Raw genomic sequence first — 24639 nt, 5'->3', positions numbered from 1 at the left:
TAGATAAACAATTTGCTGATGGCTGGATGGTCCCGATGACCATCCAGCCATTTTTTTTATTTGAGCTTACCTATCCCACCATCCACTCCCAATACTTGCCCGGTGATCCAGGATGAATCCGGGCTTAGCAGGTACATGGCAGCCTGAGCAATATCAGCAGGTGTACCATACCGTTGCAAAGGATGCCGCCGTGCCGAAGCGTCTTTCTTATCGGGCGAAGAGAGTAACTGACCCGCCAGAGGTGTATCAGTCAGGGAGGGAGCAATAGCATTGAAGCGTATCTGAGCCGAGGCGTATTCGGCGGCCAACGATACGACCAGTCCCTCCACGGCTCCTTTGGCAGTAGCTACGGAGGCATGAAAGCTCATGCCCGTTCGGGCAGCCACCGTACTGAAAAGTACCACACTGGCTCCTTCCGCTTTTTTGAGTCGATTGATAGTGGCTTGCAGTACAGCTACCGCTCCCAGCGTGTTTATCTGCAGATCTTTACTGAAGTCATTCAGCGTCAGCCGACCGAATGGCTTGAGATTAATAGTTCCGGGGCAGTAAGCCACTCCATGAAGTACTTCGGGAAGGGCATCAAACGCGGCCGGATCTGGATGCTCCGCATCCCATTCTATATAGGTTGCAGCTAAAGAAGGCTGGGTACGTCCGGCCACAAAAACTTGAGCACCCGCATCAATGAGGCATTTGGCTATTTCAAAGCCAATACCTGAGCTGGCCCCCACGATCAGATAATTCTTATTAGTAGTAGTAAATTGCATACTATGACGTATATAGTTAAATAAAAAAAATCCGGAAGTGGCTTCCGGATTTGATGGTGTTAGTTGCTTATATGTCTGAGGAATTCCGACTTGGTGTCTTCCTCTCTGAACTTGCCTCCGTAGAAGGTAGTGATGGTTGAACTACCCGTATCCTGTATACCCCGCGAGTGTACACACATATGCTTGGCATCTATGACCACGGCTACGTCTTCGGTCTGCAGGGCTTCTTTCAGCTCATTGGCTATCTGTACGGTAAGTCTTTCCTGTACCTGTGGCCGTTTGGAGTAGTACTGCACGATACGGTTTAGTTTTGACAAGCCTATTACCTTACCACTTGATATATACGCCACGTGCGCCTTACCATATATAGGTACAAAGTGGTGCTCGCAGTTAGAGAAAACAGTAATATCCTTTTCAACCAGCATCTGGTCGTAGTTGTACTTGTTCTCAAAAAGCGTAACGCCGGGCTTATTCTCAGGATTCAGTCCGCTGAATATCTCCTTGATGTACATTTTGGCTACACGCTTAGGAGTACCCTTTAAGCTATCATCCGTCATATCCAGCCCCATGATCTCCATGATATGGCGGAAATGCTTTTCGATCAACTCTACTTTCAAATCATCATCCATATCAAAAGCATCCACGCGTAGAGGAGTTTCATAGGAGGTCATGATATGATCATTTCCTAATTCCTCTATGGCCTGGACATCAACCGACGGGGTATTCAACGAAGTTCCGTTCTGTTTCATATAATCTTATTTTCAGATCAAAAGTAGAGTCTATTTTATCTCGTAGTATGGAATAAATAACAATGGATATGTTTTCAGCCGAAGGATTCAGATCCCTGAATTCAGGAACATCTTCGTTAAAATTTTTATGGTCAAATCGATCCAGCACGTGCTCCTTGATCAGATCACTTAGTTGCTTCATGTCGTATACATAGCCTGTCTCTGGATCTACCTCGCCCGTTACCTGTACGATCAGATCATAATTATGACCGTGGTAGTTAGGGTTATTGCATTTACCAAACACACGTGCGTTCTTTTCATCCGACCAGTTCGGATTGTGTAGCCGGTGTGCTGCATTGAAGTTCTCTTTGCGGAACACCGCCACTCGGTTAGCCGTCATTCAATTTAGGTTTTGAGTAAAAAATATGCCTTAGATGTCGTTACAAAGTTTGTGTACAACACATTTAAAGCCTCAGAACAAGGTACCTTGTTCTTAGAAGTTAAATCCATAACTTAACAAGCACAACTTTCATTTTGTTTAACTAATCTAAAAATTAGTTAAACAAATCTGTTTAGTTAGTTTAAAAAAGCACCATAGTACCCAATAAAACCACTTTTAGGAGCATAGACAGGATGTACAATAATTAATAAAATAATTTAATATTTCCTGCAATGCTATTAATTTGCACAATTCAAACGACACCTACCCCTAAATCCTTACCAAACCCAATGACAAGTAGTCAAACTCTGCACAAAGCACCGGCTGCCCGCCTGGCAACCGTACCAAATCCCTGTATTCATAGTAAAAACCTCAACCGATCCGACAAAGTTCGTTTGACCTTCGACACTCTCGTAATCGCTCTTTTTTTACCTCTATTTTTTTAATTCTTGCCCTCTATGAACAAGCAAAACAGCTATCTGGGTCCATTGCTCATTATCGGAATCTTATTCTTTATTTTGGGATTCGTAACCTGGGTCAACGGTACCCTTATTGCCTTTTTCCAAAAAGCCTTTAATCTTGACAACACCAGCTCCTACCTGGTAACCTTTGCTTTTTTTATCTCGTATACCGTCATGGCCATTCCCTCTTCCTACGTACTGAAGAAGGTAGGCTTCAAGAATGGGATGTCCGTAGGTCTACTGGTAATGGCCGTAGGTACCATCATTTTCGCACCCGCCGCTAAGATGGCCTCTTACCCGATGTTTCTGGTGGGATTGTTCTCCATCGGTATAGGTCTTACTATTCTTCAAACGGCTATTAACCCTTATGTGACCATACTTGGTCCCCGCGAGAGCGCGGCTCAGCGTATCAGTATTATGGGATTGGCTAACAAGGGAGCCGGTATTATCAGCCAGGTTGTAATCGGAGGCTTACTCTTATCAGGTACTGCCGCAGCAAGTCAGGAAGAAGAACTTGATAAAGTAGTAGGTCCTTACCTCATCCTTACCGCCGTGCTGGTAGGTCTGGCCCTGTTGATCCGTTTATCCAAAGGTCTTCCCGAAGTAGATGAGGAAGAAGAAGATACCGTTGAAGAAGTTGGCGTAGCCAATACCAAAAAGACAAGTGTATTCCAGTTTCCCAATCTGGTTTTGGGTGTGATTACCCTTTTCTGCTACGTAGGTGTAGAAGTAATAGCCGGTGATACCATCATTGCCTATGGAGTATCGTTAGGCTTCCCCGAAGAAGAGGCTCGTCTGTTTGGTACCTATACGCTCTGGGCTATGATGATTGGATATGTGATAGGTATTATCCTGATCCCTAAGTTTGTGTCGCAGCAGGTATGGCTTCGCTTCTCTGCTATACTGGGGATTGTGGTGACTATCATAGCAGTTACCACTACGGGATTTTTGTCGGTACTTTGTATCGCCATTCTTGGTTTGGCTCATGCCGTTATGTGGGGCGCCATCTGGCCTCTGGCTATCGAAGGACTAGGAAAATTTGTAAAGACCGGTGCGGCACTGCTGATCATGGGTATATCGGGGGGAGCCATACTTCCGATTGTTTATGGTTCTATTGCGGATTCAATTGGCAGTACACAACAAGCCTACTGGATGATGGTACCCCTGTACATGTTTATCCTGTACTACGCTATTTCAGGTCATAAAAAGCATAGCTGGTAATGATTAAGATTTCGACCCCTGGCCGTATTTGTTTCTTTGGTGAGCACCAGGATTATCTGGGTCTTCCGGTGATAGCGGCTGCTATCTCCCGGAGGATTCAGATCGAAGGCGATAGACGCCAGGATGATCAGGTCATCCTCCACCTGCCGGATATTGGTCAGAAAGAGGAATTCTCGCTGTCTCAGTCGGAGCAGTACGGCAAGTCGCGTGACTACTTCAAGAGTACTATTAATAATCTCAGACGCAGAGGGCACCACTTCTCGAGTGGATTCGAATGTACCGTTAGGGGAAATATCCCGATTAACTCAGGTACCTCCAGCTCTTCGGCCCTCATTGTCAGCTGGGCACACTTCCTGTACCTGATGAGTGATAATCCCGCTAACTATTCTCCCAAAGAACTGGGTGAAATAGCCAACGCGGCCGAAGTACTCGAGTTTGGAGAGCCGGGCGGTATGATGGACCATTACTCAACCGCCATCGGTCATGTGATATATCTGGAATCCCGACCTGCCATCCATGTCGAGGCACTCACGCCTAAACTAGGTACCTTCGTCCTGGGCGACTCACTGGAGCCCAAGGATACATTGGGTATACTAGCCCGCTGCCGGTACGGAATGGAAGCGGTAATAGAGAAGGTACAGCAATATGATTCGTCGTTCTCAATATTCACCACCCCGGCTGAGCAAACGCGCGAGTACAGTCAGCTTCTGACTCAGGATGAAATGAGCCTGCTGATCGCTAATCTGGAGGACCGGGATATTCTGCTTGAAGGCAAAGACCTTCTCTCCCAAACTCAATCAGCGAATGGCAACGCAGACACCGACACCCGCTTCGGAGAGTTGCTCTATAAGCATTACCTCAATCTACGTGACCATAAACGTACTTCCACTCCAAAGATTGATCGCATGATGGATGCCGCGCTGTCTGCCGGTGCCCTGGGAGGTAAGATCAATGGCTCAGGAGGTGGTGGCTGTATGTTTGTATATGCCCCAGAAAAAGCCGAAGAAGTGGCCGAAGCCATCGAAAAAGCCGGCGGTAAAAGCTACATAATTACCGTTGACGAAGGCACTCGTTTAGAGGCATAAATAAAGTTTCTGCGCACGAACATTTAAATTGTACATCTGGTTTGTATAGTAAGGAAAACGAATAGCTTACATTTGCTTTTTAGATTCGATATTCTTCTTACTAATACAAACCAGATGACTACGATAGCCGCCCTATCTGACGTAAATCCCAAACTGTATTGCCCCTCACTGACTGAGTACAAACGCCGCCAGACCATTTCTGTTCCTATCGGTAATGTGTACCTGGGCTCCGAGTACCCTATTAGAGTGCAATCCATGACCACTGTGGATACCATGGACACCGAAGGCTCCATTGAGCAGGTGATCCGGATGGTGGAAGCCGGTTGTGAATATGTACGCATTACAGCCCCCAGTGTCAAAGAAGCTCAGAATCTGGAGAACATCAGGAAGGGGTTACGCCAGAGAGGTATTCAGGTACCGCTTATAGCCGATATACATTTTACCCCCAATGCCGCCGAACTGGCCGCCCGTATTGTAGAAAAAGTACGGATCAATCCCGGTAACTACGCCGACCGCAAACGCTTTGAACTTATTGATTATACCGATGCCTCCTACGCCGCTGAGCTGGAGCGTATTCGGGAAAAGTTTATCCCCCTGGTCAAGATCTGTAAGGAGTACGGAACCGCCATGCGGATAGGTACTAACCACGGCTCCCTTTCGGACCGTATCCTGAGCCGCTACGGCGATACCCCGCTGGGTATGGTGGAGTCGGCACTGGAGTTCCTGCGCATCTGCGAAGAGATGAACTACTACAACATCGTCCTTTCGATGAAGTCCAGCAATACGCAGGTAATGGTACAGGCGTACCGGCTGCTGGTGCAACGCCTCAATGAGGAAGGACTAAAGCCCTACCCGCTACACCTGGGTGTAACCGAGGCCGGCGAAGCCGAAGATGGCCGTATCAAATCAGCGGTAGGTATTGGTACTTTGCTAGAAGATGGCCTGGGAGATACCGTACGGGTATCATTGACCGAAGCACCCGAGAACGAAGCTCCCGTAGCTCGTGATCTCATCCAGCGTTATACCGTGCGGGCACCTCATGCTCCCATCGAGCCCGTTGAGCAGGTACCTATTGATCCTTTCCAGTACCATCGCCGGGAAACGAATGAAGTATTTAATGTAGGAGGTATCAATGTACCCCGGGTTATTGCCGATTATTCGCAGCTCACCATTGAGCAGCACGAAGATCTGCGCAGCATCGGTCACTTCTTCCTGCCCGTACCTGACAAGTGGCGTATGAACGACCAGGGCGCGGACTATATCTATACAGGTAGTACGCCGGTACCTTTCATGTTGCCCAATGGTCTGAAAGAAATAATCAATCACCCACAGTGGCTACTGCACCCGGATAAGGTAAATACCTTCCCGCTGCTGACAACCGTGGAGTATCAGGATACAACAGCTGATCAGCTAAGCGAAGTACTGAACTTTGTAGCAGGCGATATCCATAGCTTTAATGTAGCCCTACTGAATCAGGTGAAAGACGCTACTAATCTGGTACTAGTACTACGTTCCGAAAACAAGCATGCTATGCCCGAGATGCGGAGGCTGTTCTTCCGCTTACTGGACCTTGGTTTAAAACTGCCGGTAATTATCCAGCGCACCTATGGTTCAGATCTGGATGATCGTCTTCCCCTGTACTCCGCTACGGACATTGGTGGATTGCTCATCGATGGATTGGGAGATGGAGTTATTGTTTCACCCCAGTTTGCTGATGGTACAGCTAAGTCTGATAAGTTACAGGCACTGTCGACCTTTAACAGTGTTGGGTTTGGAATCCTGCAGGCAGCTCGTACCCGCATGTCCAAGACTGAGTATATTTCGTGTCCGTCGTGTGGCCGTACACTCTTTGATCTACAGGAAACAACCGCCATGATCCGCAAGCATACTGAGCACCTCAAAGGCGTAAAGATTGGTATCATGGGCTGTATTGTAAATGGTCCCGGCGAAATGGCTGATGCTGATTATGGTTATGTTGGCATGGGTAAAGACAAAATTGCCCTTTACCGGGGTCAGCAGGTGGTTAAAAGATCAGTCACTGCCGCCAAAGCCGTAGATGAATTAATAGAGCTGATTCGGGAGGATGGAAGATGGATAGAACCTGAGACCATTGAGGAACCTTTAACCTCCTAATCATGTACTACTTATAGCAGCATAGTACACTGCTGATCAACCCTGATTTTACTATTTCTTCCTATCATATGAAACGTTATTTTCAACTGGGAGAGGTATTTAGCTACTTCTTTCGCGTGTTCAGAAAGCCAGATCCCAATGCCCCCACCTCCTTCAATCTGAAGATGATGCACGGTATTAACCGGATCTCCATTATCATGTTCCTGTTTTGTCTGATCGTGATGATCACCAGAGCCATCATGCGATGAATATTGAGAATCTCCGTGACCTTTGTTTACAGCTTCCGGGAGTTACCGAAGAGTTTCCCTTCGGCGAGGAAACGCTTGTATACAAGGTCATGGGGAAAATATTCCTGCTTACTTCATTAGATAGTGCTGAATTTCGTTTTAATGTAAAATGTAATCCCGAAAAAGCCGGAGAGCTGAGAGAACAATATTCGTGCGTATTGCCGGGTTATCACATGAACAAAAAACACTGGAATACCATTATAGCTGATGGCTCCGTTCCGGACAAGCTACTTCGTGAATGGGTAACTGACTCTTACACATTAGTAGTCGAATCTTTACCCAAAAAAGTGCAGAATGAATTGATAAAGTAGCTATCTTAGTCTTACATCCAATGGAATGACTTCTCTTTTATTAGAGCTGGTATGGAAATATCATTATTACTCTTTTTGTCAATTCCTTATCTGATCATCAGGTACCACTTGCATGATCACGAAACACCTGCCGAAAAAGAATACCGGCATTACCAGGAGGGTATAGCACTTTTTCAGCAGCGTAAATTCGAAGAAGCATTCCAATATTTCAATCAGCAGGTCAAGCAAAATCCCAAATCAGCCGTTGCTTACGCGTTTCGTGGTAAGTGTAATTTGCGCGACGAGAACTACTACTCGGCTATCTACGATCTAACCCAGGCCCTCAGCTACAACAATACCTTAGCCGAATGCTACCTGGATAAAGGTAAAGCGCACATGGCTCTTGATGAGTACCAGGAGGCTTTCCGGGAGTTTGACAAAGCAGTCTGGTTCTTCCATAACTCCAATGCGGATGCCATGCGGATGCGGGGCCTGTGTCGACTGCGGATGCACCAGTACCACCAGTCTGCTCGTGATCTGCACCGTGCTGTTGAGATGGGTGACGAAGAAGCCCGATTCTTACTCACTCAGGCTCCCTTCTACGGACAGTTTTACTTTGTAGAAGAAAAGGACCAGCTTTGGGGCTGATCCTTTCTATATTTTCCTTACAGTACTTCCTTTAAATACTTCTCAGTAGTGCCTCCGCCTGGCTACTATCCGTTCTGGAAGCTTTGGAGATAGCTACCGAGCGTTGAGCTGTTTTAGTAGCTTCGGCTTTATTACCGGCTTTCTTAAAGGCTACTGCCATCTGGTAATGCAGGTCAGCCGCTTCTTTACTATTGGCACTTACTGTTTTCAATCCACTGGCAAACCACTTCTGGGCTGAGGGTACGTAGCTGGCATCAGGGCTCTTTTCGTTGAAGTACCGGATCAGGTAGATATAATCCGGAGCTTTCATGGGTACCTGAGTGGCGTGTGTATTAACCACGGCTACCGCCTGCGCAGGCTTCTTCTCTCTGAGGTAGGCATTCAGTAGTGGCAGAAGCACCCGGTTACGGGCTACTTGCGCACCGATACCAGCCTTGGTCAGGTAATCACGCATTTGAATTACCTTATTGCTGCTGTACTTGTTGCCCCGGCTGCTGTACAGCGAGTACATTACGATATTTTCGGCTGTATTCTGTACCAGTTTCGGATCGTACTTTTTTGAGTATACCGGTAGGTTTTTGATAAAGTACGTAGCCAGTGGGTTATCAATATCCATGACCAGTCTTTGCAACACCAGGAAGTTGGCTTCGCTTTGGTAGGCATTGGGAGCCTGTTGCTTGGCATAGGCATCCATAGCCTTGATATTAAGGGTGGTATCCGATACCACGCGGCTGTACATACCCAGGTCGATCAGAAACTGGTTAGCCCGCTCGCCGGAGGCAAAGCGTTGCCGCATAGATGAGGCCCGCTGACCTGGATTAAGTGCGACTTGTCCCTGCTGGATCACATTCTGAGCGCTGGGTTCGATGACGGCCATGTGCTGCAGGTTCTGATTTCCATCAAAGTACAGCATCAGAGGCAGCGAGGGGACAAATATCTTTTTTGCCAGAATAAATTGCTGGAAGTCCGGTGAGTTGACCTCAATTTTATAGTTTACAAAGCTCTGGTTATAAAAGTCTCCTACTTGCTTCTGATTGAAAATAGGAATAAAGCTCTGACACACATGGCAGGAACTGGAATATACTTCTACGAACACCAGTTTGTTCTGAACCCGGGCCTGATTAAATACATTACGCAGGTTGTTTTCAGAGAATTGTACGCCTTGGGCTAAGGCAGAATACATACTACTAACAACCAAAAACAAGCAGATAGAGATCTTTCTTAACATCATTCAATGATTTTGCAACTGTTATTACTGAGCAGCTTTCATTTCTTCATCCAGATTTTTGCTCAGGTTCTGACACAGCCCCTCAATGGCGTCAGCCATTTTCTTATCGCTGGTGGCCGTTAGGAGCGTATCCGCAATACCACTCATGATTTCGATGTAGAAGCGCTTCATATCAAACACTTCCATATCTTTTGTCCAGAGGTCAATCTTCAGGGTACCTTTGTGGTAGTGATCCCATACCGCAATAGCAATCGCACGGGTATCGTTAATCCCTTCGTTGGGGTTATCGGTAGCCTCCCAGAAGATCTTATCGGGGATATTTTGATTATCAAGCTCAACTGAAAAATGAATATCTGATTTTTTCATTGGTATTATTATTAATAAATGTTTTGACAAAAGTACATACTACTGACCGGCCTGCCCAAATACCCGGCGTAAAATATCACTCACACGAGCAGCAGGGTCCTGACGAATCTTCTTTTCTTCCTCAGCTATCAATACAAACAATCCATCAATAGCTTTCTGGGTAGCGTACTGTTTCAGATCCGGATTTACTTTCTGAACAAAGGGCAGCTTATTATAGGTATTGACCAGATCAGCGTAGTAACGGGTAGCTTCATTAAGATTCAATGTACTATCCACGACCGGATAAAAGGAGTTGTATAGTTCTTCGTTGGTGGTGCGGCGCAGGTAAGCCGTAGCGGATGTATCGGCACCCCTCAGAATACCCACTGCATCGTTAATAGTCATGGTGGTAATAGCGTCTATAAAAATAGGCTTTGACTTCTTGGCGGCATCTTCCGCAGCCCGGTTCAGCGAGAGGATAAAACGGTCTACCTCGTTGCCCAGTCCGATCTGACGCAGCCTCTGCTCTACCCGCTGGGCATCCGGTGGGAAGAGTATCTTAATATAAGCGTTCTTATAGTACCCGTCCGTTTGGGATGCCTGGGCAGAGCCATTGCTGATACCTACACGGAGGGCTTCTTTAAGCCCATTTACAATTTCTGATTCTGATAATCCTCCTGCCGGAGTAGTAACCTTCTCGAGTACTTTACCCAATTTGGTCCGGTTGATTTGCGCTTCGCCAGTACAGCTCGTAATCAGCATAATAAAGGCTACTAAAAGAATTTTACTTTCCATATGTGAATGAGTTTATCGTATTGTTACTACCCCACAAACGTAATTGTTAACAATAAAAATTGCGTATTTTTGAAAAATTAAGCCAATTACACACAAAACTAGACCTGTATGCGTCCTACAATTAGGGCTGAAATCATGACCATTGGGGATGAAATTCTCTTTGGTCAGATTACCGATACCAACACCCAATGGATAGGAGCCGAACTAACTTCTATTGGTATTCGTCCCGTCCGTAAAACCTCCGTAGGAGATAATGTCGAAGATATAGTAAGTGCTTTGCACGAGGCCTCTCAGCGAGCGGATCTGGTCTTGATAACCGGAGGCCTTGGACCTACCAAGGATGATATTACCAAGCATACGCTTTGCAAATATTTCAATACCGAGCTGATAATCAATGAAGAGGCGCTTGAGCTAATTACCGGTTTTTTTGCTAAAAGAGGCCGGGCCATGACTGAGCTCAACCGCCAGCAGGCGGCCCTACCGGCCAACTGTACCTACCTCGAAAACCGCTGGGGAACGGCTCCCGGGATGTGGTTTGAAAAAGAAGGTACCGTGTATATATCTATGCCGGGAGTCCCCTACGAGATGAAGAACCTGATGGAGCATGTTGTACTTCCTAGGCTGAAAGCTTTCTACAATCCACCGGTTATTATACATAAGATGGTACTTACGGTGGGGATCGGTGAATCATTCTTGGCGGAACGGATTGAGGCCTGGGAAGACGCTCTGCCTTCTCACATAAAACTGGCGTATCTGCCCCACCTGGGCCAGGTACGGCTCAGGCTTACCGCTACGGGTACCGACCAGGAGCAACTGGAGAAGGAGCTGACTCACGAAGTAGAACGCGTCATGCCGATCATCAAAGACCATGTGTTCGGCTATGATAACGAAGTACTGGAACAGGTAGTTGGGAAGTTGTTGCAGGATAAAGGAGCTACCTTGAGTACAGCCGAAAGTTGTACCGGTGGATATATCGCTCACCTGCTTACCAGCATTCCCGGATCATCCCGCTACTTCCTGGGATCGGTCATCAGCTATGACAATGCCGTTAAAATACGTACCTTAGGAGTAAAGGAAGAGACGCTACGGGAAAATGGTGCCGTAAGTGAGCAAACAGTCACTGAAATGGCCGGGCGTGTCAGGGAACTATTGGGCACTACCTACGGTATCGCCACCAGTGGCATAGCCGGTCCCGATGGAGGTACTGAAGATAAACCTGTTGGAACCGTTTGGATTGCCTGCGCTACGCCTTCCCATACCATTACTAAGTTACTTAAGCTAGGTGGTAGCCGGGTCCAGAACATACAGCTCACCTCCGTTTATGCTCTGAATTTACTACGCGAACAGTTGGTAAAAACAGATGAGCAACCAGTCCTATTACATCAACAATAACAGTTCAAATTCGTAATAGAATGAAAATTATTGAAATGGTTATGCCCCAAATGGGCGAAAGTATCATGGAGTGTACGGTACTGAACTGGCTCAAGCAGCCAGGCGAACCCGTAGAGGCCGATGATTCAATCCTGGAAGTAGCGACCGATAAAGTAGATACTGAAGTGCCTGCTCCGCACAGCGGGGTGCTTGTGGAGTGGTTGGTAAAAGAAGGAGATGTAGTACCCATTGGGAGTCCGGTAGCCCGCATAGAAGTGCAGAACGGAAGCGCTAAAACACCAGCCCAGGCACCAGTAATAGCACCGGAATCTCAGGAAGAAGTAAATGAAGAACAGGCCGCTCAGGAGCTGGAAGCAAAGATAGAGTCAGCTACTACCGGAGTCATTGACCCTGTACCTGCCCAGCAACCCGCCGCAGCTGTGACTGGTGACACCAACCATCGTTTCTATTCGCCCCTGGTACTTAGCATAGCCAAAGAGGAAGGGGTAAGTATAGAAGAGTTGGCAGGCATCACTGGTACCGGTGCCGAAGACCGTGTTACCAAGAATGATATCATCAGCTTCATAAAGAATCGCTCGGCTAAATCACCTTCTGCACAAGTGATGCCTGAGGCTAAAACAGCCTCTGCACCGCAGCCACGTTCAGTCAATGGGCAGGATGATATTATCGAAATGAACCGGATGCGCAAGATGATTGCCTCACGGATGGTAGAGTCCCTGCAGGTATCGGCACATGTGACTTCCTTTGTCGAAACAGATATGACTAATATCGTTTTATGGCGTAATAATGTTAAGAATGACTTCAAGAAGCAGAGTGGTGAATCCATCACCTTCACTCCTATCCTTATCGAGGCCGTCGTAAAAGCCATTAAAGACTTCCCCCTGATCAATGTATCAGTAGAGGGTGACAATATCATTGTTAAAAAGGATATCAATATAGGTATGGCAGTAGCCCTACCCGATGGCAACCTTATTGTTCCCGTAATTCACCAGGCTGATCAGTACAACCTGGTAGGTTTGGCCAAAAAGGTAAATGACCTAGCGAACAGAGCCCGTGACAATAAATTGACCGCAGGCGATCTGGCCGGAGGTACCTATACTATATCTAACATAGGCTCCTTCGGGAATATCATGGGTACGCCCATCATCGTGCAGCCTCAGGTAGCTATCATGGCCTTTGGTACCATTGAGAAGAAGCCCGCGGTCATCGAGACGCCACAGGGTGATCTGCTGGGTATACGTCATAAAATGTTTATCTCTCATTCGTACGACCACCGCGTTGTAGATGGAGCTTTGGGAGGGCGGTTTGTGAAACGGGTGTCGGACTATCTCGAACAGTTTGAACTGAACAGACCCATACTCTAATGCTGCGACTGACATTTGGTATGGATGATATTCTGGCTGATACTCACCAGAAACTGGTGAGTATCGTCATGAATGAATTTGATCCCCTTCACGACGAGGAGCTATTCTACCAGAAGCCCTTCCGCGAGCTGCTCCATCCCAAACAGGTTGACCGATTGTACCGGATGGTGAGTCAGCCCGGTTTTTTTGCAGATCTGCCGGTGAAAGCCGGCGCCGTAGAAACAGTGCATAAGCTTATGAAGTACTATGAAGTATTTATAGCAACGCGCGCTATGGAATTTCCAAACTCATTCCAGGAGAAGTACAACTGGCTGCGTCGTCATTTCAACTTTGTTCCCTGGACTAATCTGGTCTTTTGCGGGAACAAAAGCATCCTTATCACGGATTATCTTATAGACGATCAGCCCAAAACCTTATCATCATCAAAAAGCGAAGGAATTCTTTTTTCAGCTCCTCACAATTTACAAGAAAGAAGTTTTCGCCGGGTGAAGGACTGGGATGAAATAGCCGAACTGTTTTTACCATAAGTATGAAATTACTACTCATTGAAGATGAACCAAAAACCCTGCAGTCTCTTAAACAAGGCCTGGAAGAAAACGGATTCGAAGTAGATGTCGCCTACGATGGACTTATTGGTCTACAGATCGCCAAGCGTAATACCTACCAGCTCATTATTAGCGACATCATAATACCCGGGATTAACGGCATAGAACTTTGCCGCGAACTACGCAAACTAGGCAACCAGACGCCCATCCTGATGCTAACGGCGTTGGGTACTACCGACGATAAAGTAACTGGCTTTGACGCCGGTGCAGACGACTACCTGGTTAAACCTTTTGAATTCAAAGAACTCATGGCCCGGGTACGCGCCCTTACCAAGCGGGCAGGCAGTGTTACACAAACTGCACAGACCCTTGGCTTTGCAGACCTGGAGGTGAATCTGGATGCTAAAACAGTACATCGCTCAGGTATCAAAATAGAGTTGACCGCCCGTGAGTTTAACCTGCTGGTGTACCTGATTCGCAACCAGGGACGGGTGGTATCCAAAGCTGAAATCGCCGAACAGGTATGGGAGATTGATTTTGACTCAGGTACTAACATTATAGAAGTGTACGTTAATTATCTTCGTAAAAAGATTGACCGCGACTTCCCAACTAAGCTTATCCATACTCAGTTTGGGATGGGGTATGTACTTAAAGTAGATTAGCCATGCAGATTCGCACCCGACTGACTGTTCAGTTTTCTATGTTGGTAAGTGCAATCTTGCTTGTCACCTTTTTGGCTATTTATTACTTTACCTATATCAATACCAACGAAGATTTTTACGTTCGACTTCGTTCAAAAGCGATATCCACGGCCGAGTTACTACTTGAAGTACAGGAGGTCGATACTGAGCTCATTAAAATCATCGATAGATGGAATAGGAGTCTGATTTTTAATGAAAACATTCTGATTTTTGATGAAAAGAACCGGCTTATTTACCGTAATACAGACTCTCTTTCCATCAAAGTATCTAATTACTGGCTCGATGAAATCCGTCGGGCCGGGCAAATCAGGTATACCGACGGCGACTACAAGGTTGTTGGTATTTATTATAAGTACCCTTTTAATAAAGCAGTAGTACTTCTGGGTGCGCAAGATTTAAATGGTCAGGCTATCTTGTATAACCTCCGCTCCATGCTTGCTGTAACCTTCATTATCATGACTGCAATCGTAACCTTCGCCGGCTGGCTTTTTTCCCGTCGCGCGTTATTTCCCATTTCACGGGTTATGAATGAAGTAGAAGGCATCCTCCCCCAAAAGCTCAATACGAGGTTGGATACCCCCAATCAAAACGATGAAATCGGGCGGCTTACCATTACCTTTAATAAGCTACTCGACCGGATTGAAACGGCATTTCGGATGCAGAAAACGTTCGTAGCTAACGTATCCCATGAACTCAAAAACCCCCTGACCAAGATTAGCTCCCAATTGGAAGTAAGCCTGCTGAAGGAACGTACGATTGATGAATATAAAAATACAATGCATTCAGTACTGGAAGACATCCAGCAGCTCTCACAGCTATCGAATACCCTACTTGAACTTGCCAAAGTAAGCGAAGACCGTCGTGATATACTAACCGAAATAGTAAGGGTAGATGAGTTGCTCTGGGACGCACGTACAAGCATCAGTCAGGCCAATCGACAGTACCGAATTCAGTTCAATCTAGGCGAACTGCCTGAAGACGATACATGGCTGGAAGTAACAGGCAACCCCACCCTGCTGAAAACAGCTTTCCTGAATCTGATTGATAATGCCTGTAAGTTTTCGGAGGATAGTACTGTACAAATAAGTTTATCAGCCAGCCAGGAGGCTATAGAAGTTAATTTTTCTGACTACGGTAAAGGCATCCCCGAGAAGGACCAGAATCTGATTTTTCAGCCTTTCTTTCGGGGCGATAATACAGCCAGTGTTAAAGGGTATGGAATTGGCTTATCCCTAGTGGACCGTATTATGAAACTGCACAGTGGTACCATAGCCATAGAACCCAACGAGCCGGTTGGTACCACCTTTAAATTAACTTTTTTTAGGCTTTAAGGAAATTCTAAGCCCATTTTAACTTCATTCTAAGTATTCTATTATTTATTTGTATTGTCCGATAAAGGTTGAGGATGCTCATGGTTAACGGTATCGGGCAAATTTCCCATTTTGTATTTCATTTTTTGTGGTGTTAATAAGCAAACTTGGCAGGTACAGAGCGTACCTGCCAAAGTTTTTTATAGCCAATCCAATATAAAAGCTACGGCCGAACCCACAGGATTCGGCCGTAGCTTTTATAATTTATATAACTACTGTCTTTCCTTTTTCCTTACTTCTATGATCTTCAATTTATCCAACATCTTAATAACGGGATAAGTAGGATCAACCTCGTACCACTTCGAACCGAAGTTCAATGAGTTGGGACGCTTGTGGTGGTTGTTCTGGAACAATTCTCCCATCATCAAAAAATCTACGATCAGAGAGTTCTTTGACTTGTCGTTGTTATCAAAGTTCTGGTAGCCGTACTTGTGTCCGCTCCAGTTTACGATAGCACCGTGGATAGGCCCCATCAGGAAGTGAATAGGCAACAGGAAGAAGAACGCCCAGTGCATATCCAGATAAACATAAGCCAGTACATAGAAGGCAATATAAACGACACCCCAACCAATACGAGATGCCCAGGAGTCGCCCAGTTTCTCGATCAGGTTCCACTCAGGGTAGTTGCGCTCAAACTGCGACTCAATAGCTCTTTTACGATTAAGTACCGCGTTATAAATATCCTTGGTCTCCCACATCATAGTGAATACATTCTTGGTATGGTGGGGTGAATGGGGATCTTTTTCAGTATCACTGAATGCATGGTGCATCCGGTGCAGGATCGCATACGCCCTGGGGCTTAGGTACGATGAGCCTTGAGATACATAGGTAAGCAGATAAAAGAACCGCTCCCAGAATTTGCTCATCTTGAACATCTTGTGTGCTGAGTAGCGGTGAAGGAAAAACGTTTGGCAGAACAGCGACAGATACCAGTGTCCTACGAATGCGGCAATAACTGCGTACATGAATGAGTTAGTTTTGTAATCTTACTTTTATCCTACAAATTTAATGGTAAAGCGTCATTAAACAACTTTATACTTAAAAAGCCGTAGTAGCGTAATCAAGTAGGTTAGCCCCCATCCGAAGTGCTTGCTGGCGAATCTCTTCCGGATTATTATAAACACTCTGATCTTCCCAGCCGTTCCCCAGGTCACATTCATAGCTGTAAAAGCACACCAGGCGTCCCTGATAGATTAATCCAAATCCCTGCGGGGGACTTCCATCGTGCTCATGTACCTTAGGTAACCCATTCGGAAACTTAAACTTCTGATTATAGATCGGGTGACTATAGGGCAGTTCCACGAACGATAACTCCGGGAACACCTTCTTCATTTCACGCCGAATAAACTTATCCATGCCATAGTTATCATCAATATGCAGGAATCCTCCCGCCATGAGGTAGTTTCTGAGGTTGCGGGCTTCGGCATCTGTAAACACTACATTACCATGCCCCGTCAGGTACACAAACGGGTATGAGTACAAGTCAGGGCTACCTACTTCTACTATATCCTCTTCAGGGTATATGTTCATCTTAAGCTGTGTATTACAAAAGCGAATCAGGTTAGGCAGTGCCGTTTTATTGGCATACCAGTCCCCCCCGCCACCATATTTCAATTTTCCAATTTTATAGGAAGACTGGCCGTAACTCAAACTCGTAATAAACAAGGCCAGCAGACTGACACTAAGCCATTTACTATACTTTCTCATATACTTATTACTACAACTAATAGAATACAATTGTTCAAATATTAAATAAGCTGAGCCAGATGTACCGAATGACAGGCCATCACAGCCGCCGTTTCGGTTCGGAGGCGGGTTTCCCCCAGTGATACCGGCTTAAATCCTGCTTCCATAGCAGCGCCAATTTCCTCCGGTGAAAAGTCGCCCTCCGGCCCTATCAATACTACTATATCATTTCCGGATTCAATTTGTTTGAGCAAATGTTGGGGAACATCCGTATCCGTAACGTACGCTATAAACCGGTTAGTCTGCTGAGAGGCAGAAAGGTATTTTTTAAAGTCGTTATGAATCTGGATCTCAGGCACCAACACCTGCTGAGACTGTTTCATGGCAGCAACAGCTATACGTTCCAGTCTATCCAGGTTCACTACTCTTCTAACGCTCTCGTGGTGGGTATGCTCCGTCAGCACAAAATGGATAGCATCCACTCCCAGTTCCACCATTTTTTCCACCATCCACTCATTCCGCTCCGCTTTGCGGGTAGGAGCTATGGCCATACTAACCTTATACGGACGAGTGGATACCGGCAGAGTTTCAATGATTGTATACTGTACCTGCTTTTCTTTTACCTGAGTCAGACTGGCTTTGTATAATTTGCCTTTTCCGTCCGTCACCCAAATACTATCCTTTGGCCCAAGGCGCAAAACCTTTGCACAGTGCCTGGCTTCTTCTCCTTCTAATGTATGCTGATTATGATCCGGCTGATAAAATAGATGCATTCTACTTTTACTATGATTGGTACTTGTTACAAAATCCCTGTTCAATCAACTTATATAATCAACGCTAATCCTCTTTTTGTTCATCCTAGATATAGATGCTCATATATAGATATATGTCGATAGTGTGCCTCTGAGATTAGGGGTAGTGTAGTAATGATTCTACTCCCTCGCAAAGCTTACTCTACTCCTGCTTGTCTCTGACACCTGCAATCAATGTTAAGAATATTTTAGGGAAAGCGTTGCTAATCCCAAAAAAAGTCATATTTTAATATTTACACCATTTTTTGTCACTTTTACAATTTTGAACCCAGAAGCATATTATATTTATACTACTTTCTCAGCATTTCACATCTTTTATCAACCGAAGGGATTATTTAGAAACTGGTTTGTTTTAATGAAAATATCACACAAAAAACCCAGAATATTACAACACACACAACTTTCTGCAAGTAATTTCAAATTTTTATTCAATAATATTTTATAAAATTAACTATATACCTTACTTTTGTCATGTAGTTATTAAAAGTCATCTATCACCTCTTCTTTTTTAGTACCATTATGGCAAAAGCTAAACTTGAGTACATTTGGCTGGATGGATATAAGCCAACACAAAGTCTTCGTAGCAAAACCAAGATTGAAAACAATTTCAGCGGAAAACTGGAAGACTGCGACATGTGGTCATTTGATGGTTCCTCTACTGAACAAGCTCCGGGTGGTTCATCTGACTGCTTATTGAAGCCGGTGTTCATCTGTACCGATCCTCAGCGCAAGAATGGCTACCTGGTGATGTGCGAAGTTCTGAACGCAGACGGAACTGCCCACGAATCAAACGGTCGTGCTACAATCGAAGATGATGACAATGATTTCTGGTTCGGATTTGAGCAGGAGTACTTCCTGTGGGATCCTGAAACCAACCGTCCCCTTGGCTTCCCTGCCAACGGATACCCAGCACCACAGGGACCTTACTACTGTTCAGTAGGTGCCAAGAATGCATTTGGCCGTGAAATCGTAGAAGAACACCTGGATGCATGTCTGGACGCTGGTCTTAATGTTGAAGGTATCAACGCTGAGGTAGCTGCTGGACAGTGGGAATTCCAGATCTTTGCCAAAGGTGCAGCCGAAGCTGGTGACCAGATCTGGGTTGCTCGCTACCTGCTCGAAAGAATTGGTGAGAAGTACGGTGTTGCTATTAACTGGCACTGTAAGCCGCTGGGTGCTACTGACTGGAATGGTTCAGGTATGCATGCTAACTTCTCTAACACTACGTTGAGAACGGCCGGCAACAAAGAAACTTATGATACTATCTGTAATGCTTTCGCTCCTTACGTAGCTGAACACATCGCAGTATATGGTGCAGATAACCACCTGCGTCTGACAGGTAAGCATGAAACTCAGTCTATCGATACATTTAGCTACGGAGTATCTGATCGTGGTGCCTCTATCCGCATCCCTATCGCAACCGTAGACAGAGGCTGGAAAGGCTGGTTGGAAGACCGTCGTCCAAACTCTGCTGCTGATCCTTACAAAGTAGCAGCTCGTATCATCAAGACTGTTAAAACAGCAGAAGTGTAATTTGGAATATTGATATAGAAAAGCCTCCGACGTTTGTCGGAGGCTTTCTTTTTATAAGCTCTTCCTGACGAAAGAGCCTATGTCATTTCATTACTGCTGATTATTCTTCGTCTTCGCTGGAAAAAGTGTAGACCGCCTTATCCAGCTGCAGGCGTCCGGCGTTGAACTGGGCTATAAAGTCGTTGATTACCTTCTCCGAAATATCGGTGCGGTTCAGACCAACCTCCAGACCAATACCGTATTCAAATTTGTTATCGATTTCGACGTGTTCACTTACTTTAACCTCTTCGTTCTCCTCGATCTCTTCAATAAACTCGGTCAGAAGTAGCTCGGCCTCCTCATCTACCTCGGGGTCTACCTTATCATTGATAGTACGCTCATCGGGCGATACATAGCCAGGTATCTGCTTCTGTATCCGCTGTAAAGCCAAATCGTATACGAGTGTAGAATGGTGTAATCGTAGTGTGTAGATCAGGGCGTCGTAGATACATTCCTGCCCCTGGTATTGTCCTACAAATTGTATGTGAGCATGCTCATCATTCTCTTCCTCATCTTCAAACTCATCTTCCACATACACGAAGTTCATCCCTTCCGCTTTACATTCGCGTTTTAGCTGGGCTATTTCTTCTGGATCGAATCCGGGATTCATAGTTTCACAATAGCTGTTTAGTGATACAAGTTTACTTAATAGTTTCTTACAAATGTACTAGCTTATTCCGTGGGTTCAAACGAGGGTTGACTGATGGTATAACTCGCTCGCTCCTGCTCCCGTTTTTGCTGATACTACTACCCTCAAATGTACTGAAACTCACGTATATTACTAGATATCAATCTTATTCTTTTTACAATGAACCAGTTGTATAACAACAGAAAAGCCCGAGAGGCTCGGGCTTTTCTGTTGTTGGATATGAATTACTTGATGAATAGCATCTCGCGGTATTTCACGAGTGGCCAGTCCTCGTCGTCAATAAGTACTTCCAGCTTATCTACATGGTATCTGATCTGATCAAAGTAGGATTTGATCTCTGAACCGTACAGACGTGCTTTCTCTACAGTATCATCAATAGCATTGGCACGCTTCCGGTTCTCTGTCATATCATGTACCAATCCTTTGATGACTTTGACCCGGTCAGAGATTTCTTTTATAATCTCTTTGATAGGTTCCGCTTCACTAGGCATATCTATTTCAGTCAGGGATCGGGCCGTCTGTGCCAGCTTAAACTGGTACTTCACCGCAGTAGATACCACGTGGTTAAGCGCCAGGTCACCAATAACCCGTGATTCGATCTGGATTTTCTTTACATAGTTTTCGAGCTCGATCTCGTAGCGGGCGTGCAACTCGCGGTGCGAGAGTACTTCCATCTGCTCAAATACGCTGATGGTTTTTTCGCTGATGTACTCTCTGAGTGCATCATACGTAGAACCGATATTTGAAAGGCCACGGCGTTCGGCTTCTTCTACCCACTCCTGTGAGTACCCATTTCCTTCAAAAAGAATCCGCTTTGAATCCGAGTAGTACTTCTTCAGAATACTTACTACCGCAATCTTTTTCTCCTCACCCGAGTTCAGGCGCTCATCCAGTTCACGCTTGAATTCCATAAGCTGACGGGCTACGATAGTGTTCAGTACGATCATAGCTGAAGCACTGTTGGCACTACTACCTACGGCACGATACTCAAACTTATTACCGGTAAAGGCAAAAGGGGAAGTACGGTTACGATCCGTATTGTCACGGAGCAGATTAGGCATACGATTAATACCTAACTTATAGTAGAAGTTCTCTCCTTTTTCGACCGTTAGCTCACCTCGGCTTACCAGCTCTTCCAGCATTTTGGTCAGTTCGGTACCCAGGAAGATCGATACAATTGCCGGAGGAGCCTCGTTGGCTCCGAGGCGGTGTTCGTTACCCGCCGAGGCAATCGAAGCACGCAGCAGATCCGCATTATCATGTACCGCTTTGATCACGTTGACCAGGAAGGTCAGGAAGCGTAGGTTTTCTTTAGGCTTGGTAGTAGGTGCCAGCAGGTTGATACCGGTGTCAGTCGACATAGACCAGTTGTTGTGCTTACCGCTACCGTTGATACCGGCAAATGGCTTCTCGTGGAAGAGTACCTTGAAGTTGTGCTTCTCGGCGATCTTCTGCATCAGGTCCATCAGCAGGGCATTGTGATCGATGGCCAGGTTCATCTCCTCAAAGGTAGGAGCACACTCGTACTGACCGGGAGCCACCTCATTGTGACGGGTACGTACCGGAATACCCAGCTTCAGGGCTTCAAATTCGAAGTCCACCATGAAGGCATTGATACGCGGCGAGATTGAGCCAAAGTAGTGGTCTTCCAGCTGCTGACCGCGAGCCGGGCTGTGACCAAATACGGTACGGCCGGCCATCACCAGGTCAGGACGGGCATAGTACAGTGCCTTATCCACCAGGAAGTACTCCTGCTCAGCTCCCAACGTAGCTGTTACCTTGGTAACGTCACGGTTGAAGTACTGACACACGGCAGTAGCCGCTTTATCCAGCATGTTGATAGCACGCAGCAAAGGAGCTTTGTAGTCAAGAGCCTCACCGGTATAAGATATAAATACCGAAGGAATACAAAGGGTTTTTCCACCGGCACCATTGTCCATCAGGAAAGCAGGGGAACTGGGGTCCCAACCGGTATAACCACGAGCCTCGAAGGTAGCCCGCAGACCACCACTCGGGAACGACGAAGCATCAGGCTCCTGCTGTACAAGGGCACTACCTTTGAATTTTTCTACGGCCTTACCATTACCTGAAAGATCAAAGAAGGAATCGTGCTTCTCGGCAGTAGTACCGGTCAGAGGTTGAAACCAGTGGGTATAGTGGGTGGCTCCCCGTGAGATAGCCCACGACTTCATGGCAGTCGCTACTTCCTCCGCTACTTCACGATCTATATGTGAACCGGATTTGATGGCATTTGAAATCTTGATATAAGCCTCAGGCGAAAGCAGCGCCCGCATTACATCTTCATTGAAGGTATTAACCGCGTAAAGCTCAGTTACTTTTTCGCTGGGTTGGTTGGTAGGTAATGGACTACGCCCGAGGGAGGTCTCAATGGCTTTGGCACGAAAAGTCATTTAATAGTCTTTTAAAGGTTATAATTAGTATTTTGATAATTTTAGGTCTAAAAACATAGTCAATTTTAACTATGGCCATGCAATTTTCTCAAAATAAGGTATAAAAGCTACTAATATACCCAGGAATATTTTATTTGTTTTTGTATTAAGCCTTGAATTTATCGAAGCGGCCAAGAACTCTGGCGTTGTACCCGGTGTTGAAAACCCGTATATCTAATCTTTAGAAGGTCAACTCCACTGCAAACAGGGGCTGCATATTAGCCCAACATTTTGTACTTTTGCGAGATATTTACGTTAAAATGAAGAAAGTAGCTTTCTATACCTTAGGCTGTAAACTCAACTACTCTGAGACTTCATCCATCTCCCGGATGTTTGAGCAAAAGGGGTACCATAAAGTTGAGTTTAACGAGCAGCCGGATATATTTATCATTAATACCTGCTCGGTAACGGACAATGCCGATAAGAAATGCCGTAAGATAGTCCGTGAAGCACAACAGATCAATCCTGATGGCTACGTGGCTATCATTGGCTGCTATGCCCAGCTGAAGCCGAAAGAAATTTCTGAAATACCGGGCGTGGATGCTGTACTGGGCGCTGCCGAGAAATTTCAGCTAGTTGACCTGTTGGATACTTTCGAGAAAGTACCCGTTGGTCAACCGGGACAGGTACTGGCTTCGCCCATAGAGGAAGCGATCGACTACCATACCTCCTACTCTCTTAATGACCGCACCCGTACCTTTCTGAAAGTACAGGACGGCTGTGACTACCCCTGCTCCTACTGTACCATTCCCCTTGCCCGTGGCAAGAGCCGCTCTGATTCGGTAGAGAATGTGGTAAAAGCAGCCCGGGAAATAGCTCAGAAGGGAGTAAAGGAAATAGTACTGACGGGGGTAAATATCGGGGACTTTGGTATTCAGAATGGTCAGCGGCAGGAGTCATTCCTGGATCTGGTGAAGGCACTGGATGTTGTGGAAGGGATTGACCGCTTCCGGATCTCCTCTATTGAGCCTAACCTGCTCACGGATGAAATCATCGCTTTCGTAGCCCAGTCGAAGCGCTTTGTACCGCACTTCCATATCCCGCTCCAGTCGGGCTCCAACAAGATGCTGGGGCTTATGCGTCGCCGGTACCGTCGTGAGCTGTACGTAGACCGGGTCAATAAGATCAAGGCTCTGATGCCACATAGCTGTATCGGGGTAGATGTGATAGTAGGGCATCCCGGCGAAACTCAGGCTGACTTCCTGGATACGTACCAGTTTCTCAACGAGCTGGATATATCGTACCTGCACATATTCACCTACTCGGAGCGCCCCAATACATCGGCGCTTACGATTCGCCCTGTAGTACCTAACCGGGAGCGGGCCGAGCGATCGAAGATGCTGCACATCCTATCGGACAAGAAGAAGAGGAGCTTTTACGAGAATCAGTTAGGAGGTACCTATACGGTACTTTTCGAAGATGATGTACAGGGTGGTATGATGCAGGGCTTTACCGAGAACTACGTACGCGTAACTGCTAAGTACGACCCACTCCTGATCAATGAAACCAAGAAGGTTATTCTGACCGGAATCAATGAGAGCGGTCTGGTAGAGGTGGAAGAAGCCGAAACGGAGCTCTTGTCTCACCATTGATCTATAACCTTACTATTTAAAAAAAGAAGTTGCCCGTCAAAGACAGACAACTTTCCGAAGTACAACAAAACCACAGATGCAC

Annotated in this window: 24 protein-coding genes; 13 read left to right on the top strand and 11 right to left on the bottom strand. The window is 46.0% G+C overall.

Translation table 11 applies throughout. The features are described from left to right. Positions 1–56 precede the first annotated feature (56 nt). From JUB14_RS22480 to JUB14_RS22470, 3 genes are read right to left on the bottom strand one after another with little or no spacing between them, the layout of a single operon-like run. The gene (locus JUB14_RS22480) at positions 57–764 is read right to left on the bottom strand and encodes an SDR family NAD(P)-dependent oxidoreductase (protein WP_207509095.1); all 708 of its coding nucleotides are present in this window, start codon (positions 762–764) and stop codon (positions 57–59) included. A gap of 59 nt (positions 765–823) precedes the next feature. After that, positions 824–1513, bottom strand: a complete 690-nt coding sequence (gene folE, locus JUB14_RS22475) for a GTP cyclohydrolase I FolE (protein WP_207509094.1) — start codon at positions 1511–1513, stop codon at positions 824–826. After that, on the bottom strand, positions 1473–1892 hold the full coding sequence (locus JUB14_RS22470) for a 6-pyruvoyl trahydropterin synthase family protein (RefSeq protein ID WP_207509093.1): 420 nt from the start codon (positions 1890–1892) through the stop codon (positions 1473–1475). Before JUB14_RS22470 ends, folE begins: the two co-directional genes overlap by 41 nt. 497 nt (positions 1893–2389) lie before the next feature. Between JUB14_RS22470 and JUB14_RS22465 the strand changes: the two genes are divergently transcribed. From JUB14_RS22465 to JUB14_RS22440, 6 genes are all read left to right on the top strand, one after another. After that, the gene (locus tag JUB14_RS22465; protein ID WP_207509092.1) at positions 2390–3613 is read left to right on the top strand and encodes a sugar MFS transporter; all 1224 of its coding nucleotides are present in this window, start codon (positions 2390–2392) and stop codon (positions 3611–3613) included. After that, positions 3613–4698 (top strand): mevalonate kinase family protein, encoded by a 1086-nt coding sequence (locus JUB14_RS22460; protein WP_207509091.1) that lies wholly within the window; start codon positions 3613–3615, stop codon positions 4696–4698. The genes JUB14_RS22465 and JUB14_RS22460 overlap by 1 nt, the downstream gene beginning before the upstream one ends. A gap of 114 nt (positions 4699–4812) precedes the next feature. Next, on the top strand, positions 4813–6831 hold the full coding sequence (gene ispG, locus JUB14_RS22455; protein ID WP_207509090.1) for a (E)-4-hydroxy-3-methylbut-2-enyl-diphosphate synthase: 2019 nt from the start codon (positions 4813–4815) through the stop codon (positions 6829–6831). A 68-nt stretch (positions 6832–6899) separates the two neighbouring features. Further along, entirely contained in the window at positions 6900–7079 is a 180-nt protein-coding gene (locus JUB14_RS22450) for a DUF6728 family protein (protein ID WP_207509089.1), read from the top strand. Beyond that, positions 7076–7429, top strand: a complete 354-nt coding sequence (locus JUB14_RS22445) for an MmcQ/YjbR family DNA-binding protein (protein WP_207509088.1) — start codon at positions 7076–7078, stop codon at positions 7427–7429. The genes JUB14_RS22450 and JUB14_RS22445 overlap by 4 nt, the downstream gene beginning before the upstream one ends. 51 nt (positions 7430–7480) lie before the next feature. Further along, positions 7481–8056: a tetratricopeptide repeat protein gene (locus JUB14_RS22440; protein WP_207509087.1), complete on the top strand. Its 576-nt coding sequence runs from the start codon at positions 7481–7483 to the stop codon at positions 8054–8056. A gap of 31 nt (positions 8057–8087) precedes the next feature. On the opposite strand, the gene JUB14_RS22435 is transcribed toward JUB14_RS22440, so the two are convergent. The 3 genes from JUB14_RS22435 to JUB14_RS22425 form a co-directional block, all read right to left on the bottom strand. Beyond that, the gene (locus JUB14_RS22435) at positions 8088–9239 is read right to left on the bottom strand and encodes a thioredoxin family protein (protein ID WP_207509086.1); all 1152 of its coding nucleotides are present in this window, start codon (positions 9237–9239) and stop codon (positions 8088–8090) included. Positions 9240–9308: 69 nt separating this feature from the next. Further along, positions 9309–9650, bottom strand: coding sequence for a gliding motility protein GldC (gene gldC / locus JUB14_RS22430; protein ID WP_207509085.1), 342 nt, complete (start codon positions 9648–9650; stop codon positions 9309–9311). 39 nt (positions 9651–9689) lie between these two features. After that, positions 9690–10424 carry a DUF4197 domain-containing protein gene (locus JUB14_RS22425; protein WP_207509084.1) on the bottom strand — a complete coding sequence of 245 codons (735 nt, stop codon included), beginning with the start codon at positions 10422–10424 and terminating at the stop codon, positions 9690–9692. 108 nt (positions 10425–10532) lie between these two features. Between JUB14_RS22425 and JUB14_RS22420 the strand changes: the two genes are divergently transcribed. The 5 genes from JUB14_RS22420 to JUB14_RS22400 are packed head-to-tail and all read left to right on the top strand — an operon-like array spanning position 10533 to position 15757. Further along, the gene (locus JUB14_RS22420; protein WP_207509083.1) at positions 10533–11816 is read left to right on the top strand and encodes a competence/damage-inducible protein A; all 1284 of its coding nucleotides are present in this window, start codon (positions 10533–10535) and stop codon (positions 11814–11816) included. Positions 11817–11836: 20 nt separating this feature from the next. Then, positions 11837–13180 (top strand): dihydrolipoamide acetyltransferase family protein, encoded by a 1344-nt coding sequence (locus JUB14_RS22415; RefSeq protein WP_207509082.1) that lies wholly within the window; start codon positions 11837–11839, stop codon positions 13178–13180. After that, complete coding sequence (locus tag JUB14_RS22410) at positions 13180–13707, top strand: 5' nucleotidase, NT5C type (RefSeq protein ID WP_229368136.1); 528 nt, start codon at positions 13180–13182, stop codon at positions 13705–13707. The genes JUB14_RS22415 and JUB14_RS22410 overlap by 1 nt, the downstream gene beginning before the upstream one ends. A gap of 2 nt (positions 13708–13709) precedes the next feature. Beyond that, positions 13710–14387, top strand: coding sequence for a response regulator (locus JUB14_RS22405; protein ID WP_207509081.1), 678 nt, complete (start codon positions 13710–13712; stop codon positions 14385–14387). A 2-nt stretch (positions 14388–14389) separates the two neighbouring features. Then, entirely contained in the window at positions 14390–15757 is a 1368-nt protein-coding gene (locus JUB14_RS22400; protein ID WP_207509080.1) for a sensor histidine kinase, read from the top strand. A gap of 251 nt (positions 15758–16008) precedes the next feature. Here JUB14_RS22400 and JUB14_RS22395 read toward each other — a convergent pair whose 3' ends face one another. The 3 genes from JUB14_RS22395 to JUB14_RS22385 form a co-directional block, all read right to left on the bottom strand. Then, entirely contained in the window at positions 16009–16761 is a 753-nt protein-coding gene (locus tag JUB14_RS22395; RefSeq protein WP_207509079.1) for an acyl-CoA desaturase, read from the bottom strand. Positions 16762–16834: 73 nt separating this feature from the next. Next, entirely contained in the window at positions 16835–17503 is a 669-nt protein-coding gene (locus tag JUB14_RS22390) for a DUF4159 domain-containing protein (RefSeq protein WP_207509078.1), read from the bottom strand. Between the two features lie 41 nt (positions 17504–17544). Continuing rightward, positions 17545–18255, bottom strand: coding sequence for an RsmE family RNA methyltransferase (locus JUB14_RS22385; RefSeq protein WP_207509077.1), 711 nt, complete (start codon positions 18253–18255; stop codon positions 17545–17547). Positions 18256–18813: 558 nt separating this feature from the next. On the opposite strand from JUB14_RS22385, the gene JUB14_RS22380 reads away from it, so the two are divergent. Then, positions 18814–19827 (top strand): glutamine synthetase beta-grasp domain-containing protein, encoded by a 1014-nt coding sequence (locus JUB14_RS22380; protein WP_207509076.1) that lies wholly within the window; start codon positions 18814–18816, stop codon positions 19825–19827. A 100-nt stretch (positions 19828–19927) separates the two neighbouring features. On the opposite strand, the gene JUB14_RS22375 is transcribed toward JUB14_RS22380, so the two are convergent. Then, entirely contained in the window at positions 19928–20476 is a 549-nt protein-coding gene (locus tag JUB14_RS22375; protein WP_207509075.1) for a hypothetical protein, read from the bottom strand. 263 nt (positions 20477–20739) lie between these two features. Beyond that, a complete protein-coding gene (locus JUB14_RS22370; RefSeq protein WP_207509074.1) occupies positions 20740–22926 on the bottom strand; it encodes a glutamine synthetase III family protein in 2187 nt (728 codons plus the stop codon). Positions 22927–23225: 299 nt separating this feature from the next. On the opposite strand from JUB14_RS22370, the gene mtaB reads away from it, so the two are divergent. Next, entirely contained in the window at positions 23226–24557 is a 1332-nt protein-coding gene (gene mtaB, locus JUB14_RS22365; RefSeq protein ID WP_207509073.1) for a tRNA (N(6)-L-threonylcarbamoyladenosine(37)-C(2))-methylthiotransferase MtaB, read from the top strand. Positions 24558–24639 lie beyond the last annotated feature (82 nt).

Source organism: Telluribacter humicola (assembly GCF_017355935.1).
Lineage (GTDB): Bacteria > Bacteroidota > Bacteroidia > Cytophagales > Spirosomataceae > Telluribacter > Telluribacter humicola.
This window is presented reverse-complemented; position numbering and strand designations above follow the sequence as displayed.